The sequence below is a fragment of the Sphingomonas sp. SphC10 genome, assembly GCF_057004845.1.
On the sequence record NZ_CM168044.1, the window covers coordinates 2,595,926 to 2,620,398 of the forward strand.

15 protein-coding genes and 1 tRNA gene are annotated in these 24,473 nt (G+C 67.4%); 10 read left to right on the plus strand and 6 right to left on the minus strand.

Annotated features, from left to right (window positions below; translation table 11 throughout):
• The first annotated feature begins 89 nt into the window (after positions 1–89).
• Positions 90–2,570 carry a glycoside hydrolase family 95 protein gene (locus tag ACWKSV_RS11820; RefSeq protein ID WP_076713969.1) on the plus strand — a complete coding sequence of 827 codons (2,481 nt, stop codon included), beginning with the start codon at positions 90–92 and terminating at the stop codon, positions 2,568–2,570.
• Between the two features lie 10 nt (positions 2,571–2,580).
• Here ACWKSV_RS11820 and ACWKSV_RS11825 read toward each other — a convergent pair whose 3' ends face one another.
• From ACWKSV_RS11825 to ACWKSV_RS11840, 4 genes are all read right to left on the minus strand, one after another.
• The gene (locus tag ACWKSV_RS11825; protein ID WP_076713970.1) at positions 2,581–3,966 is read right to left on the minus strand and encodes a glycoside hydrolase family 43 protein; all 1,386 of its coding nucleotides are present in this window, start codon (positions 3,964–3,966) and stop codon (positions 2,581–2,583) included.
• 60 nt (positions 3,967–4,026) lie between these two features.
• On the minus strand, positions 4,027–6,624 hold the full coding sequence (locus ACWKSV_RS11830) for a carbohydrate-binding protein (RefSeq protein ID WP_076713972.1): 2,598 nt from the start codon (positions 6,622–6,624) through the stop codon (positions 4,027–4,029).
• Positions 6,625–6,647: 23 nt separating this feature from the next.
• Complete coding sequence (locus ACWKSV_RS11835) at positions 6,648–8,054, minus strand: MFS transporter (RefSeq protein WP_483666801.1); 1,407 nt, start codon at positions 8,052–8,054, stop codon at positions 6,648–6,650.
• 66 nt (positions 8,055–8,120) lie between these two features.
• Complete coding sequence (locus ACWKSV_RS11840; protein WP_076713973.1) at positions 8,121–10,175, minus strand: glycoside hydrolase family 31 protein; 2,055 nt, start codon at positions 10,173–10,175, stop codon at positions 8,121–8,123.
• A gap of 169 nt (positions 10,176–10,344) precedes the next feature.
• Between ACWKSV_RS11840 and ACWKSV_RS11845 the strand changes: the two genes are divergently transcribed.
• On the plus strand, positions 10,345–11,370 hold the full coding sequence (locus ACWKSV_RS11845; protein WP_083706505.1) for a substrate-binding domain-containing protein: 1,026 nt from the start codon (positions 10,345–10,347) through the stop codon (positions 11,368–11,370).
• Positions 11,371–11,389: 19 nt separating this feature from the next.
• Here the strand turns inward: ACWKSV_RS11845 and ACWKSV_RS11850 are convergent.
• Positions 11,390–11,480: transfer RNA gene (locus ACWKSV_RS11850), tRNA-Ser, on the minus strand.
• A gap of 96 nt (positions 11,481–11,576) precedes the next feature.
• On the opposite strand from ACWKSV_RS11850, the gene ACWKSV_RS11855 reads away from it, so the two are divergent.
• Complete coding sequence (locus tag ACWKSV_RS11855) at positions 11,577–12,443, plus strand: peptidylprolyl isomerase (protein ID WP_076717714.1); 867 nt, start codon at positions 11,577–11,579, stop codon at positions 12,441–12,443.
• Positions 12,444–12,592: 149 nt separating this feature from the next.
• On the opposite strand, the gene acs is transcribed toward ACWKSV_RS11855, so the two are convergent.
• The gene (gene acs / locus ACWKSV_RS11860) at positions 12,593–14,545 is read right to left on the minus strand and encodes an acetate--CoA ligase (RefSeq protein ID WP_076713975.1); all 1,953 of its coding nucleotides are present in this window, start codon (positions 14,543–14,545) and stop codon (positions 12,593–12,595) included.
• Between the two features lie 286 nt (positions 14,546–14,831).
• On the opposite strand from acs, the gene ACWKSV_RS11865 reads away from it, so the two are divergent.
• The 7 genes from ACWKSV_RS11865 (at position 14,832) to ACWKSV_RS11895 (ending at position 24,460) form a co-directional block, all read left to right on the plus strand.
• The gene (locus ACWKSV_RS11865) at positions 14,832–17,363 is read left to right on the plus strand and encodes a PAS domain-containing protein (RefSeq protein ID WP_076713977.1); all 2,532 of its coding nucleotides are present in this window, start codon (positions 14,832–14,834) and stop codon (positions 17,361–17,363) included.
• A 169-nt stretch (positions 17,364–17,532) separates the two neighbouring features.
• Positions 17,533–19,185 carry an MFS transporter gene (locus ACWKSV_RS11870; protein ID WP_056435614.1) on the plus strand — a complete coding sequence of 551 codons (1,653 nt, stop codon included), beginning with the start codon at positions 17,533–17,535 and terminating at the stop codon, positions 19,183–19,185.
• A complete protein-coding gene (locus ACWKSV_RS11875; RefSeq protein ID WP_056435617.1) occupies positions 19,182–20,354 on the plus strand; it encodes an HlyD family secretion protein in 1,173 nt (390 codons plus the stop codon). Before ACWKSV_RS11870 ends, ACWKSV_RS11875 begins: the two co-directional genes overlap by 4 nt.
• Positions 20,351–21,739, plus strand: coding sequence for an efflux transporter outer membrane subunit (locus tag ACWKSV_RS11880; RefSeq protein WP_076713979.1), 1,389 nt, complete (start codon positions 20,351–20,353; stop codon positions 21,737–21,739). Before ACWKSV_RS11875 ends, ACWKSV_RS11880 begins: the two co-directional genes overlap by 4 nt.
• An 84-nt stretch (positions 21,740–21,823) precedes the next feature.
• Positions 21,824–22,249 (plus strand): organic hydroperoxide resistance protein, encoded by a 426-nt coding sequence (locus ACWKSV_RS11885; RefSeq protein ID WP_076713981.1) that lies wholly within the window; start codon positions 21,824–21,826, stop codon positions 22,247–22,249.
• Between the two features lie 73 nt (positions 22,250–22,322).
• Positions 22,323–22,841, plus strand: a complete 519-nt coding sequence (gloA, locus tag ACWKSV_RS11890) for a lactoylglutathione lyase (RefSeq protein ID WP_076713983.1) — start codon at positions 22,323–22,325, stop codon at positions 22,839–22,841.
• A 161-nt stretch (positions 22,842–23,002) separates the two neighbouring features.
• Positions 23,003–24,460, plus strand: coding sequence for a methyl-accepting chemotaxis protein (locus ACWKSV_RS11895; RefSeq protein WP_191864642.1), 1,458 nt, complete (start codon positions 23,003–23,005; stop codon positions 24,458–24,460).
• Positions 24,461–24,473: the final 13 nt, after the last annotated feature.

Below are 24,473 nucleotides of genomic sequence, written 5' to 3' on the forward strand. Positions count from 1 at the left end.
CTCCCGCACCGATCCATTATTTTGTCCTTTCTTCATGCATTTGAATACGCCACCGTCCCGGCATCAGGGATGAGACGGAAGGGGAATGCATGACCGATCTGACGCGACGCGGCGTATTGGAAGCGGGTGCCTTCGCCGTGGCGGCCGGCGGGATCGGAGCCCTGCCCCTGCGGGCGCAGCCGGTGACGGCCGATGATTCCCACCGCCTCTGGTTCGATGCGCCCGCGACCCGCTGGGTCGACGGATTGCCGGTCGGCAATGGGCGACTGGGCGCGATGGTGCGCGGCGGCCCCGCACGCGAGATCATATCCCTGAACGAGGATAGCCTGTGGTCCGGCTATCCGGGCAGCGATGCCAAGCCGGATGCGCAAGGATCGCTGGCGGAGGTGCGGCAGGCTGCGCTGGCGGGCGATTACCACGCCGCCGACACCCGCGCGAAAAAGCTGCAAGGCGCCTATTCCAACAGCTATGCGCCGATCGGCGATCTGGTCATCGAACTGCCCCATGACGGCGCGACGCACGACGCCTATCGCCGGGCGCTCGACCTGGACCAGGCGGTGGTCGACATAGCCTATACCGCGGGGCGGACGCGTTACCGGCGCGAGGTGTTCGTGTCGCACCCGGCGCAGCTGGTCGTGGTGCGGATGACGGCGGAAGGCGGGGCGATCGACGCCGACGTCTCGCTGGCCACGCTGCTGAAGGGATCGGTGCGGGCGGAGGGCAACCGGCTGATCCTGCACGGCAAGGCCCCCTCCTATGCCGCGCCCAATTATCATTCGGTCGCCGATCCGGTCCGTTATGACGATGCCGCCGGACGCGGCATGATGTTCGCCGCCGTGGCCGACGTCATGAACGAGGGCGGGCGGGCCACGGTGTTGGGCGACCGGATCGTGGTTCGCGGCGCCCGAAGCATCGAGATCCGCCTCAACGCCGCCACCGGCTTTCGCGGTTTCGACCAGTCGCCCGACCTGCCGATCGAGGCGATCGAGGCCAAGGCGGTGGCGGCGCTGTCGGCGGCGCGGGGGACCGACCATGCGACGTTGCGGGCGGCGCATGTCGCCGACCACCGGACACTCTATCGCCGGGCCGGATTGCAGCTGACGGGCGGCACGACGGGCACGACGGCGGAGCGCCGCGCGGGCAATGCGCGGGCCAGCGATCCGGGTCTGGCCGCGCTGCTGTTCCACTTCGGCCGCTATCTGCTGATCGCCAGCTCACGCGCCGGGACCCAGCCCGCCAATCTCCAGGGCATCTGGAATGCCGAGGTGCGGCCACCCTGGAGCAGCAACCACACCACCAACATCAATACCGAGATGAACTACTGGCCCGCCGAGGTCGCCAATCTCGCCGATTGCCATACCCCGCTGTTCGACTGGCTGGAGCGGGTGGCGGTGCGCGGGAGACGGGTCGCGCAAAGCTATTACGGGATGCCCGGCTGGTGTCTGCATCACAATAGCGACATCTGGGCGATGGCCAATCCGGTCGGCGAAGGCAGCGCCGCGCCGATCTGGGCCAATTGGCCGATGGGCGGGCCCTGGCTGATGCAGCATCTGTGGCAGCATTACACCTTCGGCGGCGACCGGGCGTTCCTGCGCGATCGGGCCTGGCCGCTGATGCGCGGCGCGGCCGAGTTCTGCGCGGCATGGCTGGTGGCGGACGGCACGGACGAGCGGCTGACCACCGCGCCCTCCATCTCGCCCGAGAACGAGTTCCTCGCCCCCGACGGCAAGCCCGCCTCGATCAGCACGGGCTGCACCATGGACCTGGCGCTGATCCGCGAGCTGTTCGCCAACTGCGTCGCCGCCAGCGCCCTGTTGAACACCGATGCAGCCTTCGCGACCAAGCTGCGCGGACTGGTCGAGCGGCTGGAGCCGTATCGGATCGGCAGCCACGGCCAGTTGCAGGAATGGTCGCGCGACTTTGCCGAGGCGGAGCCGGGCCATCGCCATATCTCGCACCTCTACCCCCTTTATCCCGGCGACGAATTCACGCCCCGCCGCACGCCCGCATGGGCCAGGGCGGCGGCGACATCGATGCAGCGGCGCGAGGACAATGGCGGGGCGCAGACCGGATGGAGCCGCGCCTGGGCGACCTGCATCTGGGCGCGGATGGGCGATGCCGCCCGATCCGGCCGTTCGATCGACGCCTTCTTCCAGGGCAGCACGCTCGACAATCTGTTCGACACGCATCCGTCCAACAAGGGGCCGATCTTCCAGATCGACGGCAATTTCGGGATCACCGCCGCCATCGCCGAGATGCTGCTGCAAAGCCATGACGGTGCGATCGCCCTGCTGCCTGCCCTGCCCCCGGCGTGGCGCGACGGCCGCGTCCACGGCCTGCGCGCACGCGGCGGCGTGACCGTCGATCAGCGCTGGGCGGCGGGGCAGCTGGAACAGGCCGAGCTGCTGTCGGCGCTGGGCGGCGAGCTGGTCGTTCGCCTGCCCGCCGGTCGCCGGGTCCGCGCGGCCATGCGTGGCGGCCGGGCCGTGGCGATCCGTACGACCAAGGACGGCATGCGCATCGCCACCCGCGCGGGGGACCGGATTGCATTGACCATCGGCGCCGCCTGAGCGCGGCCCCTTACTGGCGGCGGAACTGCCAGCGGTCGAAGTCGAACAGTCCGCCGCCATCGCCATGGAAGACCAGGAACAGGTCGTGCACGCCGTTCGCCCCGGTCACCGCCGTGGTTTGCGTCCCCCAATCCGGGCCGTCGCCGCCGGTCAGGGCCAGCGTCCCGATCTGCGGCCCGTCGACCCGGTCGAGATGCAGCGTGATCGTCGGACGACCGCGCACCCGCGCCACGCTGGCGGCGAAGCTGGCCGCACCGCGTCCGAAGTCGACGCCGCCGATCTTGATATAGCTGCGATCGGCGATGCGGGTGACGTGAACCCGCCCGTCCGCCGCGCTTGCGGTCGTGACGCCCGGTGCCCAGCGATAGGGCCGGTCGCGGTCGCGCCCGATGCGTGAGGTCCAGGCGATCGTCTCCGCCTCCACCCAGCGATAGGGATCGAGGGTTGCGATCTGCGCCACGCCCTCGTCGGTCCACCAGGGCAGGCGCGGAATGGTGCCGTCCGGATTGTAGCGGAACTCGCGCAACGTCACCGATCGGCGCTCGTGATGGATCGGCGTCAGGGCGAAGTTCAGCTCGTAGTGAAAGCCGAACAGATAGGAATGCCCCTTATAGTCGATGATGCCGGGGTGATTGCCGGTCGAGGCGGCATTGGGGTCCATGATCGGCCCCTTGTGGACCCAGGGGCCGGTCGCCCGGTCGCTCATCGCATAGCCGATCCCCTCGGGACAGCAGCTGGAGGCATAGGCCATGTAGTAATGCGGCCCGCGCTTGTAGAACCAGGGGCCCTCCTGATAATCGATCGGCTTGGCGACCTTGGTGATCTCTCCGGCATAGCTGGTCATGTCGCGGTTCAGCCTGACATACCACAGGTCGGGATTGCCCCAGTAGAGATAGGCCTGCCCGTCATCGTCGATCGCCACGGTCGGATCGATCGCCCCGCGCCGCGCGGCGATCAGCGGCTTGCCCAGCACGTCGCGAAACGGTCCCTCGGGCCGGTCGGCCACCGCCACCGCGATCGCCGTCTTCGGATCGCCCGCGACGCTGATCGGGGCGTAGAGATAGAATTTGCCGTCGCGCGCGATCACCTGCGGCGCCCAGGCGTCATTGTCCTGCCGCGCCCAGGGAAAGGTCTTGAGCGAGGCGGGCGAGCCCCGGTCGGTCCAGTTGACCATGTCGGTCGAACTGTAGAGCCGCCAGTCGAGCATCCAGAACCCTTCGGCATCGTCCTCGTCATGGCCGGTATAGAGATAGACGACGCCGTCATGGACGAGCGGCGCCGGGTCGGCGGTGAAGCGCGTCTGGATGATCGGATTGTCCGCCTGCGCGCCATCGGGCACGATCCCCGTCGCCATCACGGCCAGTGCCGCCAGTCCCGCACGCCATCCCTTTTTCATGTCACTCCCCTTTTCCAAACCCCTCTCCTCCCACGACGGCCCGTCATGGCAGGTCCGCCCTCAGGGCATCGGCGTAACAGCGACCCGGTCGATATTGGGCGCATAGGCCGAGCGGAGCTGGACACCCGGCCAGCTCTGTGAGGCATAAGTGCGGCCGTCCCAATTGGGCTGTTCCTCGCCCGCGATGCGGATGGTGTTGGCCCCCGCCTTCAGCGCCACCGGCACGGTCATCTCCCACCAGTTGTTGGCGTTGAAGCTGTGCGGCGCGCTGACCAGCATCGGCTTGCCGCCGTTCACCGAAATGCGCGCGATGCGGGCGAGCGGATCGGGATTATAGTGCGTCGCCTTGGCCTGTTCCTCGTTCGAGAAGCGTAGCGTCAGCGCATAGGTCCCTGCACGCGGCGCCATCACCCTGGGGAAGGTCAGCGTGTTGCCGTTGCCCGGCGCGCCGCCGATGGCGAACACCGCCCGGCCGCCACTGGCCCGCGAAGCCGCAGCGATCCGTGCGGTCCCGGCGACCTGCGCATCCTCCGCCTCGTAGAGATAGGGCGCGGGGCCGTTCTCCGGCGTCACCGACAGGCCACGAACAGCCGCCGATCCCGTGGTGGTCAGCACCACCTTATTGATCCCGCCGAGCAGGAAGGCGCGGCCCTTCGTCGCACGGCCGTTGACCGCCATACGCACAGCGCCGCCGCTGACCTCGGGGCTCAGGCGCGCCAGTCCGTCCTTCGCGGCATAGACCCAGAAGGTCGCGCCGTCGCCCTTCACCACGGCATCCGCCACGTCATAGCGCGTGGCGGTCACGGCGGGATCGGCGGCGGTCAGGGTGATGCGATCGACCATCGCATTGCCCTGCGTCCTACGCGTGCCGTCCAGACTGCGGGTGGCGAGCGTCAGGACATGGCGACCGCGCGTCAGGTTGACGACCGTATCGGCATGGTCGAGCACAGCGGGCTTGTAGCCCAGCGGCAGGAACAGCTCGGTCTCGCCTCCCGGCTTGCCGTCGATGCGCAGGAAGACGTTGGTTGCCCCCTGCGGCTCGACCAGCGGATCCTTGTTGAAGCTATTGGCGAGGACGCGCAGGTCGTAGCGGCCGTCGCGCGGCACATCGACCGCGAAGTCGAGCGCGGCGTCGGCCCCGGTCTTGAACCCCTCGACCAGATAGCCGTTCGAGACATGGAAGCGGTCGACATGATCGGGCGAACCCTCCGGCCCGCGCACGGTCAGGCCCTGCCCCTGCCGGGTCGCCTTTTCCGCTTCGTAATCCTGCCGCCAGCGGGGGGCGACGGCGGCGGGGCGTACGCCCTGTCCGGGGGACAGGACCAGTTCATAGGCCGCTTCCTCGCGCAAAGCGGGCCAGCCATCGCGGCCGAAGGTCAGGTCGATCTGTCCGTCCTTCACCGGCACCACGCGGTCGCCGACCACCACCGGCGGCGAAGCGTCGCCCAGCTGCCCGGTCCAGTCGATCTCGCGCACGCGGACGCGCACCGTCCCGCCGAAGCTGGCGGGCACATGCATCAGCGCGATGGTGGCGTCACCCGACTTGCCGCCGAACAGCAGGCGCATCTGGCGGCGCGCGGGATCGAGCGTCGCGACACCTTGCAAGGTATAGCTCTGGTCGGGATGCGGCGGGGTGACGGCCAAGGTGTGGCCGCTCATCGTCGCATAGGCGTTCAGCAGCCACCATTGCCCATTGCCGCGATTGGCCTGGACGGCGGAGTCGCTGAGATTGCCGTCGATATTCCAATAGGCGATATCGGCATCGACCTTGGAATCCTCGATCGCGGCGACCCACTGCACCATCTGGCCGGGGACCGAGGTGTGGTAGTTATAGGCATATTCGTTGATGTTCACCGGCAGATGGCGGCCCTGCCACTTCGTGCCCGCGAAAAGCCGGTCCTCCCATTCGCGATATTTGCGTACGCTGGTCCGCACCGCCGCCGGGTTGCTGAGTTCGTGCCAGGTCACGATGTCGGGCATGGTGTCGGCCGCGATGGCGTGGCGCAGGAAACCCTCGACCTCCGGATAGAGGATGCTGGTATTCGGCCCGGCAATCCGCGCGCCGGGCAGTTCCTGGCGGATCATCCGCACCGCCCGGTCCCAGGCGTCGTTGAACGCGGTCGGGTCCTTCTGCCAGCGCACATTGTTGCAGCTCTTGGGCCCTTCGGCGAACATGTTGCCGTCGGGCTCGTTGAAGGGGACGAAGACGATCCGGTCGCGGTAGCGCGGCGCCATGCCCTTTACCTGACGCACCTGCGCGCGCAGCTTTTCGATATAGTTGGTCACCGACTGGGCGCAGTCGCCGGTCTTCCAATCATAGGGGAATTCGCGGTTGATGTCGGTCATGTAGATATAGGTGTCGCCGCCCGACGCATCGGTGAGCAGCGTCGACACCTCCAGCGCATCGGCACCGGGATGCTGCGGCCCGTCCTGCGCCTTGGTCGAAACGGTCCGCAGCCCGATGCCCTCGACCAGATTGGGATGCGGCAGCCGCGCATCGTAGAGGCCGTACAGCGTGCCCGACGCGCCGCCGTGAAAGGCGCCGGTGTCGCTGGCCAGATCGACCGTCATCCGCTCCTGCGCCAGCGCGGGCATGGCCACCGAGCCGAGCAGCGCAGCGATCAGGACGGAGGCGGAACGGCGAAGCGGCTGGGTCATGAGGCGGGGCTCCGGAATAGGGGTCATACGGTACGCGCGGCGGTCATGCGGGCGATCGTGTCGCGGTTCAGGATCAGGCGGGAAATCGCAAAGGCCAGCGCCAGGTGCATCAGGCCGGGGATGATCGTCGACAACAGGCGGATGCCGGTCAGCGACAACGCCGTCTGGTTGCCCGCGCCCGCCTTGTACGACACGGCGACCAGCACCCCGCTGATCAACGCGCCCGCCACCGCCCAGGCCAGCTTCACGAAGAACTGGTTGAAGGCAAAGCTCATCCCCGAGGAGCGCATCCCCAGCTTCCACTCGCCATATTGGTCGGCCAACTGGATCAGGGTGAAGTGCAGCGGCAGGGTACAGCCCAGCACGACGCAGCACAGCCCGACCAGCACCAGCCACAGGGTCGGATACTCGCCCGGCACGAAGAAGGCGGCGAAGTGTCCGGCGACCAGGATCAGATTCACCCAGATATAGATGCTGCGCACGTCGTATCGCCGGGTGAAGGCCTGCACCACGATCGAACCCAGGAACCCGCCCGCCGTCGCTGTGCCGAAGAACAGCGCCTGATAGGTCGCATCGCCCTTCAGCACATAGGTGATGAAGTACAGCGCCGCGCCGCCCTTGGTATTGAAGATCGCGATCAGCAGCAGCGTCATCAGGAAGGTCCAGCGCAGCTGGTCGTTCTTCAGCGTGTTGGCGATCGCGACCTTGAGCGGCACGTCCGCGGTATCGGCTCCGACCACCCGTTCGCGCACGAACAGGAAGCAGATCAGGAACATGACGACCGCGGCGGCGCTCAGGATCGCGACCCCGTCGCGGTAACCGCGCGCGATGTCCGCGCCCCCTAGATGGCGCACCAGGATCGGCAACCCGACGGAGACGCAGAAGGACGCGATCGCTACCATCGCGAAGCGCACCGACTGGCACGACACACCCTCGCGCTCGCTGTCGGTCATCCGGGTGATCAGTGCGCAGTACGGCACGTTGTTGAGCGAATAGGACAGCGCGAGCAGGAAATAGGTGATCGCGGCATAGGCGACCTTGCCGTCATAGCTGAAGTCGGGGGCCTGAAAGGTCAGGAAGCAGCTGAGCCCCACCGGAATCGCGGTCCAGAGCAGATAGGGCCGGAACCGCCCCCAGCGGGTGGTGGTGCGGTCGGCCATGATCCCGATCAGGGGATCGGATACCGCGTCGAAGATGCGCAGCGACAGGAACAGGACGCCGACGATGCCCGGCGCCAGCCCGAAGACATCGGTATAGTAGAAGGTGAGGAAATTGGCGATCAGCCCGGTGACGATGGTGCCGCCCGCATCGCCGAAGCCGTAACAGATCTTCTCGACGAACGGGATGGAAGCAAGGGGGATCGGCGCGGGGGTGCCGTGTCGCTGCCCGCTATCCGCCGCCATGGCGTGATCCGCCATCGATGCCGCCATGCCCTATACCCTCCCGTTCTGGTCCGTCTTTTGACGGCTCCGATGAAATGACCGATGCTTGGCCGATCACTGTTTCTTGTCGAACGCCGCCATCACCTCCGCGCTGTCGCGGATGAAGACCGGAATCCGGTGCAGCGGTGCCGCGCAACAGATATGGCCGCCGCCCTCGACCCGCTCCTTGGTCCAGGCGTCCCGCCATATCCCGTCGGGCAGATAGACGCACCGCTCGCCGACGCCCGCCGCCGTCACCGGCGCGACGAGCAGGTCGGGGCCGAACATATACTGGTCGTCCACCGCCCAGCAGCGCGGATCGTCGGGATAGTGATAGAACATCGGCCGCATCAGCGGATCGCCCTGTTCATGGGCCGCCCGCATCAGTCCGGCGATATAGGGCCGCAAACGCTCGCGAAGTCCCGCATAGCAGCGCAGCACCTCATACACCCGCTCTCCGAAGCTCCACAGCTCATTGCCCGCGCCCGTGTCGCATTGCGCCACGCCGTCGCGGAACGGCTCGGGCGGCGGGGTCACGGGATCGCGGTGGCCGTGCATCCGCAGGACGGGCGTGAACACCGCCCATTGGAACCAGCGGATCATCAGTTCGTGAAAAGCCGGGTCGTCGACATGGCCGCCATGAAAGCCGCCGATATCGGTCGTCCACCACGGGATACCCGCCATCCCCATGTTCAGCCCGGCGCTCAGCTGGTTGCGCATCGCCTCGAACGAGGAATGGATATCGCCCGACCAGACGAGCGCGCCGTAACGCTGGCTGCCCGCCCAGGCGCAACGGATCAGGCTGACGATCTCGCGCTCGCCCTCGGCCGCCAGGCCATCGTAAAAGGCCTGCGCGTAATGGAGCGGATAGGCGTTGCCGACCTCCAGCACGCTGCCGCTGTGATAGCGATAATTGTCGAAGTCATAGGCGCTATATTCGGGCTCGGCCTCGTCCAGCCAGAACAGCGCCACACCCTTGTCGCGGTAATTGCGTTTCGCCCGGTCCCACAAAAAGGCACGCGCGCCGGGATGGGTGACGTCGATGAAGCGGGTATTGCCCAGAAACTCCTGCTGCACGTCCAGCCCGCGCGCGGAGCGTACCAGATAGCCCTTCTCGACCATCTCGGGATAATTTTCCGACCGATGATCCACCGTCGGCCAGATCGAGACGAGCAACTCGGTGCCCATCGCCTTCAGCTCGGCGGTCATCGCGGCGGGATCGGGCCATTCGCGCGGATCGAACCGCCAGTCGCCCTGCACCGGCCAGTGGAAGAAGTCGGCGACGATCACCGCCAGCGGAATCCCGCGTGCATGATAGTCGCGCGCCACCGCCAGCAACTCGTCCTGGGTGCGGTAGCGCAGCTTGCTCTGCCACAGCCCCAGCGCATAGTCGGGCATCATCGGCACCGTGCCCGTCACCTGGGCATAGTTGCGCACGATGTCGGCGGGCGTGTCGCCGGCAGTGATCCAGTAATCGATCTCGCGCGCGGCCTCGGCGGTCCAGGTCGCGCCATTGGCGGCGAAATGCACCGCGCCGACCGCAGGCATGTTCCACAACAGGCCATAGCCATGGCTCGACACCACGAAGGGCACGCTGGCCTGCGAATTGCGCTGCGCCAGTTCCAGCGTGCATCCGGCGAGATCCAGATTGGGCTGCTGGTACTGGCCCATGCCGTACAGTCGCTCGCCGCTCTTGGCCTCGAACCGGACGGTGATGCGCGCGGTGTCGCCAATTAGCGGCTTGAACTCACGCCCGGCCAGCCCCAGCGCGCTGATCGTGCGCACCTCTTCGGTGCCGACCGTCCAGAATTTGCTGATCGTGTCGCGCTGCCGCCACTTTTCCTCCAGCAGCAACTCGCCTTCCGCATTCAAGAAACGGACACGCCCCTGCAGGTCGACTTCGGCTGTGATCCGGCCTTGGGTGATCCGCGCGGTCGCGCCGTCCCGCGTGACGATCGGATCGGCACCCGCAGCGGCACCGTCATCGAGCAGCGCCCCGGCGCGTGCCCCGGAATCGGGAAAGGGCGATGCGCGCAGGCGCAGGCCGTGCGGCCCATGCGCCTCGATCCGCAACCACCCCCCATTATAGCTCCACGCGATCGCGCGAGCTTCCAGAACAAGCGTGTCCAAAGCGACCCGATCCTCTTGCCGCCATTCTTCGATGGCCGTAAACGTTTACGGGTATCCACACATTCCGTTCTCCTGTCAATGATCTGTTTGCAGCCCGCTCGACCCCGCCCCGCACGAGGAGCATTTGGAGGGCTTGTGCGAAACGAGGCGCGCCGCGATCAAAGGGCGCATGGATATACGCGAACTTGCCCGTCACCTGGGGCTATCGATCGGCACGGTGTCGCGGGCGCTGAACGATCGCAAGGACGTCAGCCCTGCGACCCGCCAGCGGGTGGTCGAGGCGGCGTCCAAGCATGGCTATATCCCAAACCAGTCGGGGCGGACATTGCGCAGCGGGCGCACCGGCACGGTCGGCTTCATGCTGACGCTGGAGCATGACAGCGCGATCCATGGCGACCCCTTCTTCATGGCGCTGCTCGAGGGGTTGCAGAACGGCCTGAGCGAGCATGACCTCGATCTCGTCGTGCTGCTGGCGCGCAAGGGCGAGGATGCGCTGACCTTCCTGCGCCGCCACGTCTCACGCGGGACGGTGGATGGCTGGGTGCTGTCGGGGACGCAGCATGACGATCCGCGCATCCCCTTCCTGCTCGACCGCAACATTCCCTTCATCGCGCTGGGCCGCACCGCGATCGCGCGCGACTATGCCTGGATCGACTTGGATTTCGAGGGCGTCATGGCCGACGCGATGACGCTGCTGACCAAGGCCGGGCATCGCCGTATCGGCCTGGTCGCGCCGCCAGCGACGATCAACAACAGCCATATCGTGGTCGAACGCTATCGCGATGCGCTGGCCCGCGCGGACATTCCCTTCGACCCTGCGCTCGTCCATCATGGCGAAACCGACGAAAGCGACGGCGAGGCGACGGCCAGCGAATTGATGGCCATGCCCGACCACCCGACCGCGCTGCTGCTGATGGGTGAGACCGCGCCCGTCGGAGCCTATCGCGCGCTGCGCCGCCTGGGCCTGGAGCCGGGGCGCGACGTCGCGGTGATCGGCCTGCGCGACAACCCTGCCTGCCGCGCGCTGACCCCCGACCTCACCTGCTTCTCGCTGGACCTGGGCGATCTGGGACTGGCGTTGGCGCGCGGACTGGTCGCGATGCTGCCCGGCCAGATGGAGGATGGGGGGCCTGCGGTCCAGGCCCTGTGGGGCATGACGCTACGCCTGGGGCAAAGCCACAAGGTCGAGCGCTGAGACGAAACTTCGGGGATAATGGCGGAGCGGGAGGGATTCGAACCCTCGATACGGTTTTGCCGTATACTCACTTTCCAGGCGAGCGCCTTCGACCACTCGGCCACCGCTCCGCATGAGTCCATGCCTGGAAGACGCGGCCCTAATGCGCTTCCTCGCGGCGCGCAAGCGATTGCGTGTATCGGTCGGCTGGGGCAGTCTATTGCTTGATGACGATCGCGCTTCTGCTCGCCGCGCTTCTGGCGCAGGCTTCGCCCTCCCCCGCCCCTGCCGCGCAGGCGGGCGATCCGCTGCCCGGCGATTGGATCGCGGTGCCCGATGACGAGCTGCTGGTCTTCACCCTGGCCAATGGGCGGACGGTGACGCTGCGGCTGGCACCTGCCCAGGCGCCGGTCCATGTCGCCAATATCAGGGCGCTGGCGCGGGCGCGTTGGTGGGACGCGGGGACGAGCGTCTACCGCGTGCAGGAGAATTACGTCGCGCAATGGGGCGACGCGACCGAGAAGAAGCCGTTGCCGACCGGCATCGTCGCCAATCCTCCGGCCGAATATATACGCTCCGGCAACAGCGCGGTGGCGCGGCTGAGCAAGCCCGATCCCTATGCCGCCTGGGCGGGCTATAGCCGTGACGGCTGGCCACTGGCGGGGGATGCGGCCAGCGAGTGGGTGCCGCATTGCTATGGCATGGTCGGCGTCGCCCGCGATCTGGCGCCCAGCACGGGGTCGGGAGCCGAACTCTACGCGATCATCGGCCACTCGCCGCGTGGGCTGGACCGCAACATCGCGGTGGTCGGCCGGGTGGTCGACGGGATGGATGCGCTTTCCACCCTGCCGCGCGGGACGGGGGATCTGGGCTTCTACAAGGATGAGGGGCAGCGGCTGGGAATCGTCTCGGCACGGCTGGCGAGCGACATCCCCGCTGCCGAGCGGCCGCATTTCCAGTATCGCGAAACCGTGTCGCCACGCTTCGCCGCGTGGATCAAGGGGCGCGAGAATCGGAAGAACGACTTCTTCACCGTGCCTGCGGGGGGTGTGGATATCTGTGCGGCCTTGCCACCGGTGCGCAAGGCGCCCTGAGGTTGGCGTTGGGGCGTAACCTTCGATTTCGCTCAGGCTGAACGGAGGTCTGTATGAGAGGCCTTATTCCCTCGCTCCGTTCAGCCTGAACGAAATCGAAGGCCAGGGGAATTGCGGGGCTGCTGGATAACCGGCAGCCCCGTCCCACATCACGCCGCCTTCTTGCCCGGTTCGATCCGGTTGGCGACCAGATGATCCACCACCGCCGGATCGGCCAGCGTGGAGGTGTCCCCCAGTGCATCGACCTGGTTCTCGGCGATCTTGCGCAGGATGCGGCGCATGATCTTGCCCGAGCGGGTCTTGGGCAGGCCGGGGGCGAATTGCAGCGCGTCCGGCGTGGCGATCGGGCCGATCTCGCGGCGCACCCACTGGACCAGCTCGGCGCGCAGTGCCTCGTCTTCCTCGACGCCCGCGTTCAGCGTGACGAAGGCATAGATGCCCTGCCCCTTCACGTCATGCGGCATGCCCACCACCGCCGCCTCGGCGACCTTGGCATGGGCGACCAGCGCGGATTCGACCTCGGCGGTGCCCATGCGGTGGCCGGAGACATTGATGACGTCGTCGACCCGGCCGGTGATCCAGTAATAGCCGTCCTCGTCGCGGCGGCATCCGTCGCCGGTGAAATATTTCCCCGGATAGGTGGTGAAATAGGTCTGGAAGAAACGGTCATGATCGCCCCAAACGGTGCGCATCTGCCCCGGCCAGCTGTCGGCGATGACGAGGTTGCCCTCGACCGCGCCGTCCAGCACCTTGCCTTCGGCATCGACGATCTGCGGCAGCACGCCGGGCAGCGGCAGGGTGGCCGAGCCGGGCTTGAGTGCCACGGCGCCGGGGATCGGCGCGATCATGTGGCCGCCGGTCTCGGTCTGCCACCAGGTGTCGACGATCGGGCAGCGGCCTTCGCCCACCACCTTGTGATACCATTCCCAGGCTTCCGGGTTGATCGGCTCGCCGACCGAGCCCAGCACGCGAAGCGACGAGCGGTCGGTCTTCTTCACCCATTCGTCACCCTCGCGCATCAGTGCGCGCAGCGCGGTCGGCGCGGCATAGAAGGTCGCGACCTGGTACTTGTCGACGATCTGCCAGAAGCGGCTGAAATCGGGATAGTTGGGCACGCCTTCGTACATCAGCGTCGTCGCGCCGTTGGCGAGCGCGCCATAGACGACATAGCTATGCCCCGTGACCCAGCCCACATCGGCGGCGCACCAGAAGATTTCGCCCTCGCGATAATCGAATACATGCTGGTGGGTGTAGGACGCCCAGAGCAGATAGCCGCCGCTGCTGTGCAGCACGCCCTTGGGCTTGCCGGTCGATCCGCTAGTATAGAGGATGAACAGCGGGTCCTCCGCCCCCATCGGCTCAGGCGTGCAGTCGGTGGAGGCCGCGTCGACCAGATCGCCATACCATTGGTCGCGGCCATCCTTCATGGTCACGTCCACGCCGCTGTGGCGGACGACGACGACATGATCGACCACGACACCGTCATGGTCCAGTGCGGCGTCGACATTGGCCTTGAGCGGCACCGCCTTGCCCCCGCGACAGCCGCCGTCCGCCGTGATCACGATGCGCGAATCGCAATCGACGATACGGTTGGCGAGGCTTTCGGGCGAGAAACCTCCGAATACGATCGAATGGATCGCGCCGATCCGCGCACAGGCCAGCATCGCAAAGGCGGCCTCGGGGATCATCGGCAGATAGATGGTGACGCGGTCGCCCTTGGCAACGCCCAGCCCCTTCAGCGCATTGGCGAGGCGACAGACCTGCTCGTGCAACTCGCGATAGGTGATGCGGCGATCGGTGCCGGGGGCATCGCCTTCCCACAGGATGGCGACCTGATCGGCGCGCGTTTCGAGATGCCGGTCGATGCAGTTGGCCGCGACGTTCAGCTGTCCGTCGGCGAACCAGTTGATGCGGAAATCCGCCTCGGCGAAGCTGGTGTCCTTCACGCTGGTGAAGGACGTGATCCAGTCCAGCCGCCCGGCCTGTTGGCGCCAATAGCCGTCGGGATCGGTCTTCGCCGCCTCATAGGCCCGGGCGTAACGTTCCGCATCCATGGACGCGCTATCGGCCCATTCGGGAACGGGGTGAACATGGGCGCTCATGCCTGTCTCTCCTTTGTCTTTGTCCGACCTTTAGCAGTCCAACATCACAATTGCCTATCGGCTCCGTGACAAAGTGCGTCCTGCGATCGGGTTCGGATGCCCGGCCAAAATGTCGCTACCATGACGACCGTTCATCATAATGTCGGAGAGTTTGCGGCAAGACCAAGGGCGGGCCGGGAACATTTGCATCCATCCAGAGCAAGATACCGCCCACCCCCTCTATTCCTCCCGTCAAAGCAACGCTACAGCGGCAGACATGCCAGGTTTCGAGGGGGACGGACCGAGGATGATCGCGACTGCCCACGACCCTGCCGACATCCCCGCCGGTTTTGCCGCTGTTCTGGCGCGCAGCGGCGAGATGGGTCGGCTGATCGCGGGGCATGACTGGGCCGCGACGCCGCTGGGGCCGATCGCCACCTGGCCGCAGAGCCGGTTGACGGCGATCGCCATCGCGCTCGCCTCCTCGATACCGATCGCCACCATCTGGGGCCCCGAAGGCATCCTGATCTACAATGCCGGCTATGCCGAATTTTCGGGTGACCGGCATCCGGCGATGCTGGGTGTTCCTCTGGTCGGGGTGTGGCCCGAGGCGGCGGCGTTCAATGCCCAGGTCATCGCCGAGGGGCTGGCCGGCCGCACGCTGGCCTATCGCGACCAGGCGATGATGCTCGATCGCAAGGGCGTGCCCGAACAGCATTGGCTCGACCTCGACTATACCCCCATCGCCGACGAAAGCGGCCGCCCGGCGGGCATTCTGGCGACCGTGATCGACAGCAGCGCCCGGATGCGCGACCGACAGGATCGCGAGATCGCACTGTCCGCCGCGCGCGAGAGCGAGGCGCGGTTCCGCAACGTCGCCGACCATGCGCCGATCGTCATATGGGTGACCGACACCGACGGCCATTGCACCTATATCAACAGTGCCTGGCAGGTGCAGACCGGGCAGGACGTCGCACAGGGCCTGCATTTCGGCTGGGCCGAGATGCTCCATCCCGACGACCGCCCATCGGCGGAGCGGGCGTTCCGCGAGGCGATGGTCGGGCCGCGCGCCTTCCAGACCGAATATCGGCTGGCGCAGGCGCAGGGCGGCTATCACTGGGTGATGGCGTCCGCCGTGCCGCGCTTCGACGATGACGGCGCCTTTCTGGGCATGATCGGAACGGTCGTGGATATCGACGAGCGCCGCCGGGCCGAGGCGACGCTGCGCGACGTCAATGCGGTGCTGGAGCGCCGGGTGATGGAGGCGCTGGCCGAGCGCAAGCTGTTCGCCGACATCATCGATTCCACCGGCACGCTGGTCCAGGTGCTGGGCTTCGACCATCGTTATCTGGCGATCAACCGCGCCGCCGCCGAGGATTTCGAGCGTATCTTCGGCACCCGCCCGCAGATCGGCCAGCACAAGGCCGAGGCGATGGCCGATCGGCCCGAGATCCTGACGGTGATGCGCGATTACTGGACACGCGCGCTGGCGGGGGAGGAGTTTTCGGTCATCCAGGCGCTCGACGATCTGACGGGCACGCGGCACCATTACGAACTACGCTTCAGCCCGCTGGTCTCGGCCGAGGGGACGCCGATCGGTGCCTATCAGTTCGCGACCGATGTTTCGGAACGGCTGGCGCAACAGGAACGACTGCACGACATGGAGGCGCAGCTGCGCCAAAGCCAGAAGATGGAGGCGGTCGGCCAGCTGACCGGCGGCATCGCGCACGACTTCAACAACCTGCTCCAGGTCGTGGTCGGCAATCTGGAGATGCTCGACCGGTTCCTGCCGGAGGGCGAGCATCCGCGCGCCAGACGGTCCGCGACCAATGCGATGACGGGCGCGCGGCGGGCCGCCACGCTGACCCAGCGACTGCTCGCCTTTTCGCGGCGGCAACCGCTGGCCCCGCAATCGGTCGATGCACGGCGGCTGGTCGACGGCCTGTCCGACCTGCTGACCCGGACACTGGGCGAGCAGGTGCGCCTGTCGGTCAAATCCGCGCCCGATCTGTGGGTCACGGAGGCCGACCCCAACCAGCTGGAAAGCGCGATCCTGAACCTGGCGGTCAATGCGCGCGACGCGATGCCGCATGGCGGCACCCTGTCGATCACGATGCGCAACGCCACGCTGGATGGACAGGCGACGATGGCGGCGGGGCCGGTGCCCTATCCCACCGATCCGGGCGATTATGTCGCCATCGACGTCAGCGACACCGGCACCGGCATGGACCGCGCGACGCTCGGCCGCGTGTTCGAACCGTTCTTCACCACCAAGGAGGTTGGCAAGGGCACCGGCCTGGGCCTGTCGATGGTCTATGGCTTTGCCAAGCAATCGGGCGGGCAGGTGCAGATCGAGTCGCGCCCCGGCGAGGGCACCTGCGTCACCCTGTTCCTGCCGCGCTTCCAGGGCGAGGTGACCGCACCGCTGGACCTGCCCCAGGTCGCCGCGCATCCCGTTCGCGGGTCGGAGACGATCCTGGTGGTCGAGGACGACGCCGATGTCCGCCGCTATTCGACCGAGGCGCTGCGCGAACTGGGCTATGACGTGATCGAGGCGGAGGACGGGGCATCGGCGCTCGCCCTGCTCGATGCGCCCGACGCGTCGCGGATCGCGCTGCTGTTTTCCGACGTGGTGCTGCCCGGCGGGATGACGGGAGCCGACCTGGCCTCGGCCGCGCGGTCGCTGCATCCCGAGCTGAAGGTGCTGTTCACCACCGGCTATGCCCGCGACGTGATCGTCCATGGCGGGCGGCTGGACGCCGGGGTGGCGCTGATCACCAAGCCGTTCGACTTTGCCGATCTGGCGGCGCGGATCAGGGCGATGCTGGACGGCCAATAAGCCAGGCCGGGGCATGAAGGCGGATGGCCGCCCGCCAAACCATCGGCGTCAAACGACCCGGCAACACCTTAGAAATCCCCCATTCTTTGGGGCCGATGACGGTGCGCTTTCCCGGACGCACCCGAGTCGGCGGGTTGCGCGTTCAGCGCGACGGGACGAAAGGACGGGGATGGCATCGCGGTTTCGGCAATTCTGGAGCGAGGAGGAATGGTCCTTCGCTCCCCATGAGCGGCCGACCATTCCCGGCTCGCCCGGCAATTTCGATCATCCCAACCGGCGGCGCATCGCATATGGCGTGATCGCGGTCCTGATCGGCCTGACCGGCGGGCTGGGCAATGCGCTGGTCCAGGTGAATACCATCCAGCTCCAGGGCGCACTGGGGCTCGATCCGACCGAAATCGCGTGGCTGCCCATCGCCTATGTGATGACCAACGCGTCGATCAACCTGCTGCTGATCAAGTTCCGCCAGCAATTCGGCCTGCGCCCCTTCGCGCTGCTGTTCTCGGGTCTCTACACGATCCTCGCCTTCGCCCATCTGTTCGTGCGCGATTTCGCCACCGCCATCGCGGTGCGCGGGGCCAGCGGCATGGCGGCGGCGGCGCTGTCGTCGCTGGGCCTCTATTACATGATGCAGGCGCTGCCGGCGAAGTGGCGATTGAAGGCGATCGTGCTGGGCATCGGCGTGCCGCAATGCGCGACGCCGCTCGCCCGGCTCTTCTCGCCAGAGCTGCTCGCCATGTCGCAGTGGCGCACGCTGTACCTGTTCGAGTTCGGGCTGGCGGCGATCAGCCTGGCCTCGATCATCGCGCTGCGCCTGCCGCCGACGCAGAAACTCAAGGCGTTCGAACCGCTCGATTTCCTGACCTTCGTGCTTTACGCGCCCGCCATCGGGCTGTTCTGCGCCGTGCTGGGCCAGGGGCGGCTGGTCTGGTGGACGCAGGCCGCATGGATCGGCTGGGCGCTGGTCATCGCCATCCCGCTCCTGGCGCTCGCCCTGTGGATCGAGCATCACCGGGCCAATCCGCTGCTCAACACACGCTGGCTGGGGTCGATCGACATCGTGCGCTTCGCCATCGTCACGCTGATGGCGCGCATCGTGTTTTCCGAACAGAATTTCGGCGCGGTCGGCCTGTTGACCGCGCTGGGCCAAAATAACGACCAGTTCGGCACGCTGTTCACCATCGCCTTCATCGCCTCGGTCGCGGGTGTCGTCATGAGCGCGGTGACGCTGAACCCGACCAAGCTGACCCACCCGATCATGTATGCGATCGGGCTGGTCGCCATCGCCGCCTATGCCGACAGCTTCTCAACCAATCTCACCCGTGCGCCCGAGCTGTACGCGACCCAGGCGGTGATCGCCTTTTCGACCACCTTCTTCCTCGGCCCGTCGCTATTGTTCGGCATGACCCGCGCGCTGCAACAGGGGGCCGGACATGTCATCAGCTTCATCGCGCTGTTCGGGATGCTCAATTCGGTCGGCAGTCTGGGCGGCACTGCCCTGCTCGGCACCTATCAGGTGGTCCGCGAAAAGGCGCACAGCGCCGCCATCGTCCAGAATATCGATCCCACCGACCCACAGGTGACGCAGCGTATCGCGGCGGGCGGCGCACGGGTGTCGGGCGTGGTCGGCGATCCGACGCTGGCCCGGGCGGAGGGCGCGGCGCTCCTGTCGCAGGCCGCCACGCGCGAGGCGAATATCCGCGCCTATAACGACGTCTTCCGACTGGTCGCCGCACTGGCGGCGGCCGTTACCCTTTTCCTCGCGCTGCTGACCTGGCGGCGTGCGCGCCGCGCCCGTGCGGCGGCCAAGGTGCAGTCATGACCGACACACGATCGCCCGTCTCCCCCACCCCGATGACCGAGCAAGCCGCCGCCGAAGCGGGGGTGCCCCCGCCCCCTCCGACGCCGGTGCCGCCGCCTGCTCCATCGTCGGGCTGGCGTCCGCCATCGGGCGGGTGGCGGTCGCGCGCGCTGATCGCGCTGCTCGTCATCGGCGGGATCGCCGCGGTGCTGGCGGCGTGGCGGCTGCCGCCCTTTTCCAGCGATCGCCAGTCGACCGACAATGCCTATGTCCGCGGCCGGACGACGGTGATCGCACCGCAGGTCAGCGGTTACGTCACCGCGGTGCTGGTCAAGGATTTCGAGACGGTTCGCGCCGGTCAGCCGCTGGTGCGGATCGACGACCGCATCTATCGCCAGCGCGTCGATCAGGCGACCGCACAGGTGGAGGCGCAGGCCGCCACGCTCGCCAACAGCCGCCAGGCCCAGGCGTCGCGCACCGCCAGCCTCGCAGCCCAGGACGCCGCCGTCGCCAATGCCGAGGCGCAGCTGATGCGCGCCCAGGCTGATATGGCGCGGGTCAATGACCTGGTCACCGACGGCTCGGTATCCTTGCGCGAACGCGACCAGACGCTTGCCGCGCTCCGCCAGGCCCAAGCGCAACTGCGTCAGGCCAAGGCGGCGCGGGAGATTGCCCAGCAGGATGTGCGCACCGTCCAGGTCGGACGCGGCGGGCAGCAGGCGGGCGTGTCGGGCGCGGAGGCCGCACGGCGGCTGGCGCAGATCGACCTCGCCAACACCGTCGTCCGCGCGCCCGAGGATGGCCGCCTGTCCGAAGTCGGCGTGCGGCTGGGCCAATATGTGACGGCGGGCTCGCAGCTGATGTTCCTGGTGCCGCCCGAAACCTGGGTCATCGCCAATTTCAAGGAAGCACAGACCGCGCGCATGGCGGTGGGACAGCCCGCCAGCTTCACCGTCGACGGCCTGAGCAACGCCCGGCTGAAGGGCCATGTCGAGCGGATATCGCCCGCCGCCGGGTCCGAATTCGCGGTGCTGAAGTCCGACAACGCCACCGGCAACTTCACCAAGGTGCCGCAGCGTATCGCGGTGCGGATTCGCGTCGATCCGGGCCAGCCCCTGGCCGCGCGCCTGCGCCCCGGCATGTCAGTGCAGGCGAGCGTCGACACGGCGGGCGGGCCGCAGGTCCGATGAAGCACGCCGCTTTCCCCATCGCCGCCGCGCTGCTCCTCGCCGGGTGCATCGGGCCGCGTCCCGCCGCCCCGACGGCCAGCGCCGTGGTGCCGCCGCCCGCCTGGCGCACCACGCTGGGGCCGGGCAGCCCGATCGCGGCCGATTGGTGGCAGGCGTTCGGCGATCCGCAACTGACCGCGCTTGTCACCCGCGCGCTGGCCGACAGCCCCGATCTGGGCAGCGCGGCGGCACGGATCGAGGAGGCGCGCGCCCAGGAACGGCTGGCCCGCGCGCAGCTGTCGCCGAACGTCACGGCGGGTCTGCCGCTGACCGAGGGGCGCACCGTCACCGCCTTCGGCACCGGACTCGACCAGTTCGGGTCGCAGCCTCTGGTCCAGGCCAGCTATGATTTCGACCTGTTCGGACGGTTGCGCAACGCCCGTGCCGCCGCACGGGCGCAGCTGCTGGCGACCGAGGCGGCGCGGGACACCGTGCGCCTGGCGCTCGCCGCCGGGGTGGCGAGCGGGTACGTTACATTGCGCGCGCTCGACCACCGGCTGCACATCGCCGAGGAAACGCTGGCGGCCCGCACGGATGCGCTGCGCATCGCGCGGCGGCGGGCGACGACGGGCTATACCTCCAACCTGGAACTGCGACAGGCGGAGGGCGAGTATCGCGCGACCGAGCAGCTGGTCGCCGCCGCCCGGCTGGCCGTCACGCGGCAGGAGAATGCCCTGAGCGTCCTGATCGGCGGCGCGCCCGGCCCGATCCCGCGCGGGCTGCCGATCGATCGGCTGGTCCGCCCCGCCATCCCCGATGGATTGCCGTCCGACCTGCTGCGCCGCCGCCCCGACCTGTTCCAGGCCGAACAGGCGCTGGTCGCCGCCGACCGCTCGCTCGACAGTGCGCGCGCGGCGATGCTGCCCAGCCTAGGGCTGACCGGCTCGGCGGGCGTCGTGCTGTCCAGCGCGCTCAAGAACCCGATCACCATCTTCTCGATCGGTGGCAGCGTGCTGGCCCCGATCTTCGACGCCGGGCGGTTGCGGGCGCAGGCCGATGCCAGCGCGGCACGGCGGGACCAGGCCGCCTTTGCCTATCGCCGCACCGCGCTGACCGCGTTTCGCGAGGTGGACGACAGCCTCGCCTCGGTCCGCCGCTCGGGCGAACAGGCGGTAGCGCTCGCCGGGCAGCGCGCGGCGCAGGCGGATGCGCTTCGCATCGCCTCCAACCGCTACCGCGCGGGCTATTCCTCCTATCTCGAACAACTGGATGCGCAGCGCGGTTTGCTGAACGCCGAACTGGCACTGGCCGAGGCGCAGGCCAATCAGCTCACCGCCTATATCACCTTGTATCAGGCGATGGGCGGCGGCTGGTCGCCCGATGCCATTCAGGCGACGGCGCGGTAATAGGGTCGCGATGGAACGCACCGGGCCTTGACGCGCTGACGCCATCGAACCGATTCTGGACCCGATGACCCACAGGAGAGCAACATGGGCGTGAATGTGATCTACAAGACCAAGGCGACGGCGACCGGCGGTCGCGACGGCGCGGCGCGGTCGGAAGACGGCTCGGTCGACGTCAAGCTGGTCGTGCCGAAGGAAATGGGCGGCCCCGGCGGCGAAGGCGCCAACCCGGAAAAGTTGTTCGCGGCGGGCTATTCGGCCTGTTTCCTGGGCGCGATGAAGGCGGTGTCGGGCAAGGAAGGCGTGAAGGTCCCGCAGGATGCGACCGTCACCGCCGAGGTCGGCTTCGGCCCGCGTGAGGAAGGCGGCTATGGCATCACCGTCGACCTGCTCGTGAACCTCCCCGGCGTCGACCGTGCCGAGGGCGAGAAGCTGATGCGTGCCGCGCATGAGGTCTGCCCCTATTCCAACGCGACTCGTAACAACGTGGATGTCGGCCTGACGCTCGCCTGAGCCGTCCCGCTTCGCGCACTCCGAGGCCCTTCGTCCCCAGCGGCGGAGGGCCTTGCCGTTTCACAAGGACCCCATGATGACGACCCGCCCCGCCGGAACCGAAAGCTTCGCGCTCAACCAGACGATGCTGCGCATCCGCGATCCCAAGCCATCGCTCGCCTTCTACCAGGACGTGCTGGGCATGACCCTGCTCCAGAAGCTAGACTTCGAGGAGATGCAGTTCTCGCTCTATTTCCTCGCCTATCTGGGCGAAGGCGAGACGATCCCGGAGGACCCCGCCGAGCGCGCCCGGTTCATCTTCAACCGGGAGACGACGCTCGAGCTCACCCATAATTGGGGCACCGAGTCGGACCCCGACTTCAAGGGCTATCACGACGGCAACAGCGATCCGCGCGGCTTTGGTCATATCGGGATCAGCGTCGACGATGTCACCGCCGCCTGCGAACGGTTCGAGTCGCTGGGCGTGACGTTCAAGAAGCGGCCCCAGGACGGCAAGATGAAGGACATCGCATTCATCACCGATCCCGATGGCTATTGGATCGAGATATTGTCGGCATACGGCATGACCGAGAATCTTAATGTGAATCAATAATCCATCGAAGTTCTTCCGGCGTCGTGACGCAGCTGAAACGGGATGTTTACCGTTTCTGCCCATTATGGTCACACGCCGGAGGCCTTGGTGACCGTCTGACCCCTCCGCTGCGCCCGGCGAGTGCATCTGCTCGCTCAAAGGTTTTTGGAGGTTACGCCGCTATGTTGTCCTGGTTTGCCAAGACGGCACCGATTCGTCTCAAATTCGACGTGTTGACCGGTCTTTACGGAACGCTCGCCGCGGTCGGACTGATGGCGACGATCCTTGCCCAAGGCGGCTTTTCGCTGTCGCTGCCGGTCGCCTTCGCCACCATCGCGCTGGTCGTGTCCCTGATTGCGATGCGGGTCGCGCGCAAGCTGATCTGCGACCCCTATGTCAGCAGCGTCGTGACCATGGAGCAGCTGGCTGCGGGCGACGTCCATCGCGAAATCCTCTATGACGACTATGGGGACTGTGTCGGCCGGATGGCCCGTGCGATGCACGTCTTCCGTCGCAATGCCGCCGAGGTGAAGAAGGCGGGCGAGGCGCAGAAGATCGTCGTCAACGAGCTCGGCAAGGGCCTAGGCGAACTGGCGGACGGCAACCTGACCGAAACCATCCTCACCCCCTTCCCGTCCGAATATGACAAGCTGCGCGTCGACTTCAACCGCGCGATGGAATCGATGGGCCGCGCCATGAGCGCCGTCACGGCCGCCACGCACGGCATCAATTCGGGGGCCAGCGACATCCGCCAGGCCTCGGACGACCTGTCGCAGCGCACCGAGCAGCAGGCCGCCAGCCTGGAGGAAACCGCCGCCGCGATGGACGAGATCACCTCGACCGTCCGCCAGACCGCCGAGGGCGCCAATCGCGCCAATCGCGCCGTCGCCGATGCGCGGATTGAGGCGCAGCAATCGGGGGAGATCGTCCGCCGCGCGGTCGATGCCATGGCCGGGATCGAACGCACGTCGAGCGAAATTTCTGAGATCATCAGCGTCATCGACGGCATCGCCTTCCAGACCAATCTGCTTGCCCTCAACGCGGGCGTCGAGGCGGCGCGTGCCGGTGACGCGGGCAAGGGCTTCGCGGTCGTCGCCTCCGAGGTCCGGGCGCTCGCGCAGCGTTCGGCCGACGCCGCCAAGGACGTGAAATCGCGAATCCTCGCCAGCTCCGAACAGGTCGAATCGGGCGTCAGCCTGGTCAGCGAAACCGGCAAGGCGCTGGAGCGAATCATCGGCCAGATCGCCGAGATCAGCACGCTGGTCGAAAATATCGCCAGCTCGGCCGAGAAGCAGGCGATCGGGCTGCAGGAGGTCAACACCGCCGTATCCGCGATGGACGGCGTGACTCAGCAGAACGCCGCGATGGTCGAACAGGCCACCGCCGCCGCACGCTCGCTGGCGGTCGAGGCCGATGGCCTGGCACGCGAGATCTCGCGCTTCCGCATCGAGAACCAGCCCGGCCATTTCCCCGCACCCGTCCAGCCGGTCCATCAGCTGCAGCAGCGCGTGGCCGCCGCCAGCCGCCGGATCGCGCAAGGCGGGCGTCCGACCGCCGCTCCGGCGCCGATTCAGGCCCCGCCCGCATCGATGGGCAATGCCGCGCTTGCGGTCAGCGACGACGACTGGACCGAATTCTGATCGGCTCGCCCCC

What these genes read in the sequence shown, in the direction of transcription:
- ACWKSV_RS11820 (WP_076713969.1), top strand. Translation starts at nt 90, where the DNA reads ATGACCGATCTGACGCGACGCGGCGTATTGGAAGCGGGTGCCTTCGCC.
- ACWKSV_RS11825 (WP_076713970.1), bottom strand. Translation starts at nt 3,966, where the DNA reads ATGAAAAAGGGATGGCGTGCGGGACTGGCGGCACTGGCCGTGATGGCG.
- ACWKSV_RS11830 (WP_076713972.1), bottom strand. Translation starts at nt 6,624, where the DNA reads ATGACCCAGCCGCTTCGCCGTTCCGCCTCCGTCCTGATCGCTGCGCTG.
- ACWKSV_RS11835 (WP_483666801.1), bottom strand. Translation starts at nt 8,054, where the DNA reads ATGGCGGCATCGATGGCGGATCACGCCATGGCGGCGGATAGCGGGCAG.
- ACWKSV_RS11845 (WP_083706505.1), top strand. Translation starts at nt 10,345, where the DNA reads ATGGATATACGCGAACTTGCCCGTCACCTGGGGCTATCGATCGGCACG.
- ACWKSV_RS11855 (WP_076717714.1), top strand. Translation starts at nt 11,577, where the DNA reads ATGACGATCGCGCTTCTGCTCGCCGCGCTTCTGGCGCAGGCTTCGCCC.
- acs (WP_076713975.1), bottom strand. Translation starts at nt 14,545, where the DNA reads ATGAGCGCCCATGTTCACCCCGTTCCCGAATGGGCCGATAGCGCGTCC.
- ACWKSV_RS11865 (WP_076713977.1), top strand. Translation starts at nt 14,832, where the DNA reads ATGATCGCGACTGCCCACGACCCTGCCGACATCCCCGCCGGTTTTGCC.
- ACWKSV_RS11870 (WP_056435614.1), top strand. Translation starts at nt 17,533, where the DNA reads ATGGCATCGCGGTTTCGGCAATTCTGGAGCGAGGAGGAATGGTCCTTC.
- ACWKSV_RS11875 (WP_056435617.1), top strand. Translation starts at nt 19,182, where the DNA reads ATGACCGACACACGATCGCCCGTCTCCCCCACCCCGATGACCGAGCAA.
- ACWKSV_RS11880 (WP_076713979.1), top strand. Translation starts at nt 20,351, where the DNA reads ATGAAGCACGCCGCTTTCCCCATCGCCGCCGCGCTGCTCCTCGCCGGG.
- ACWKSV_RS11885 (WP_076713981.1), top strand. Translation starts at nt 21,824, where the DNA reads ATGGGCGTGAATGTGATCTACAAGACCAAGGCGACGGCGACCGGCGGT.
- gloA (WP_076713983.1), top strand. Translation starts at nt 22,323, where the DNA reads ATGATGACGACCCGCCCCGCCGGAACCGAAAGCTTCGCGCTCAACCAG.
- ACWKSV_RS11895 (WP_191864642.1), top strand. Translation starts at nt 23,003, where the DNA reads ATGTTGTCCTGGTTTGCCAAGACGGCACCGATTCGTCTCAAATTCGAC.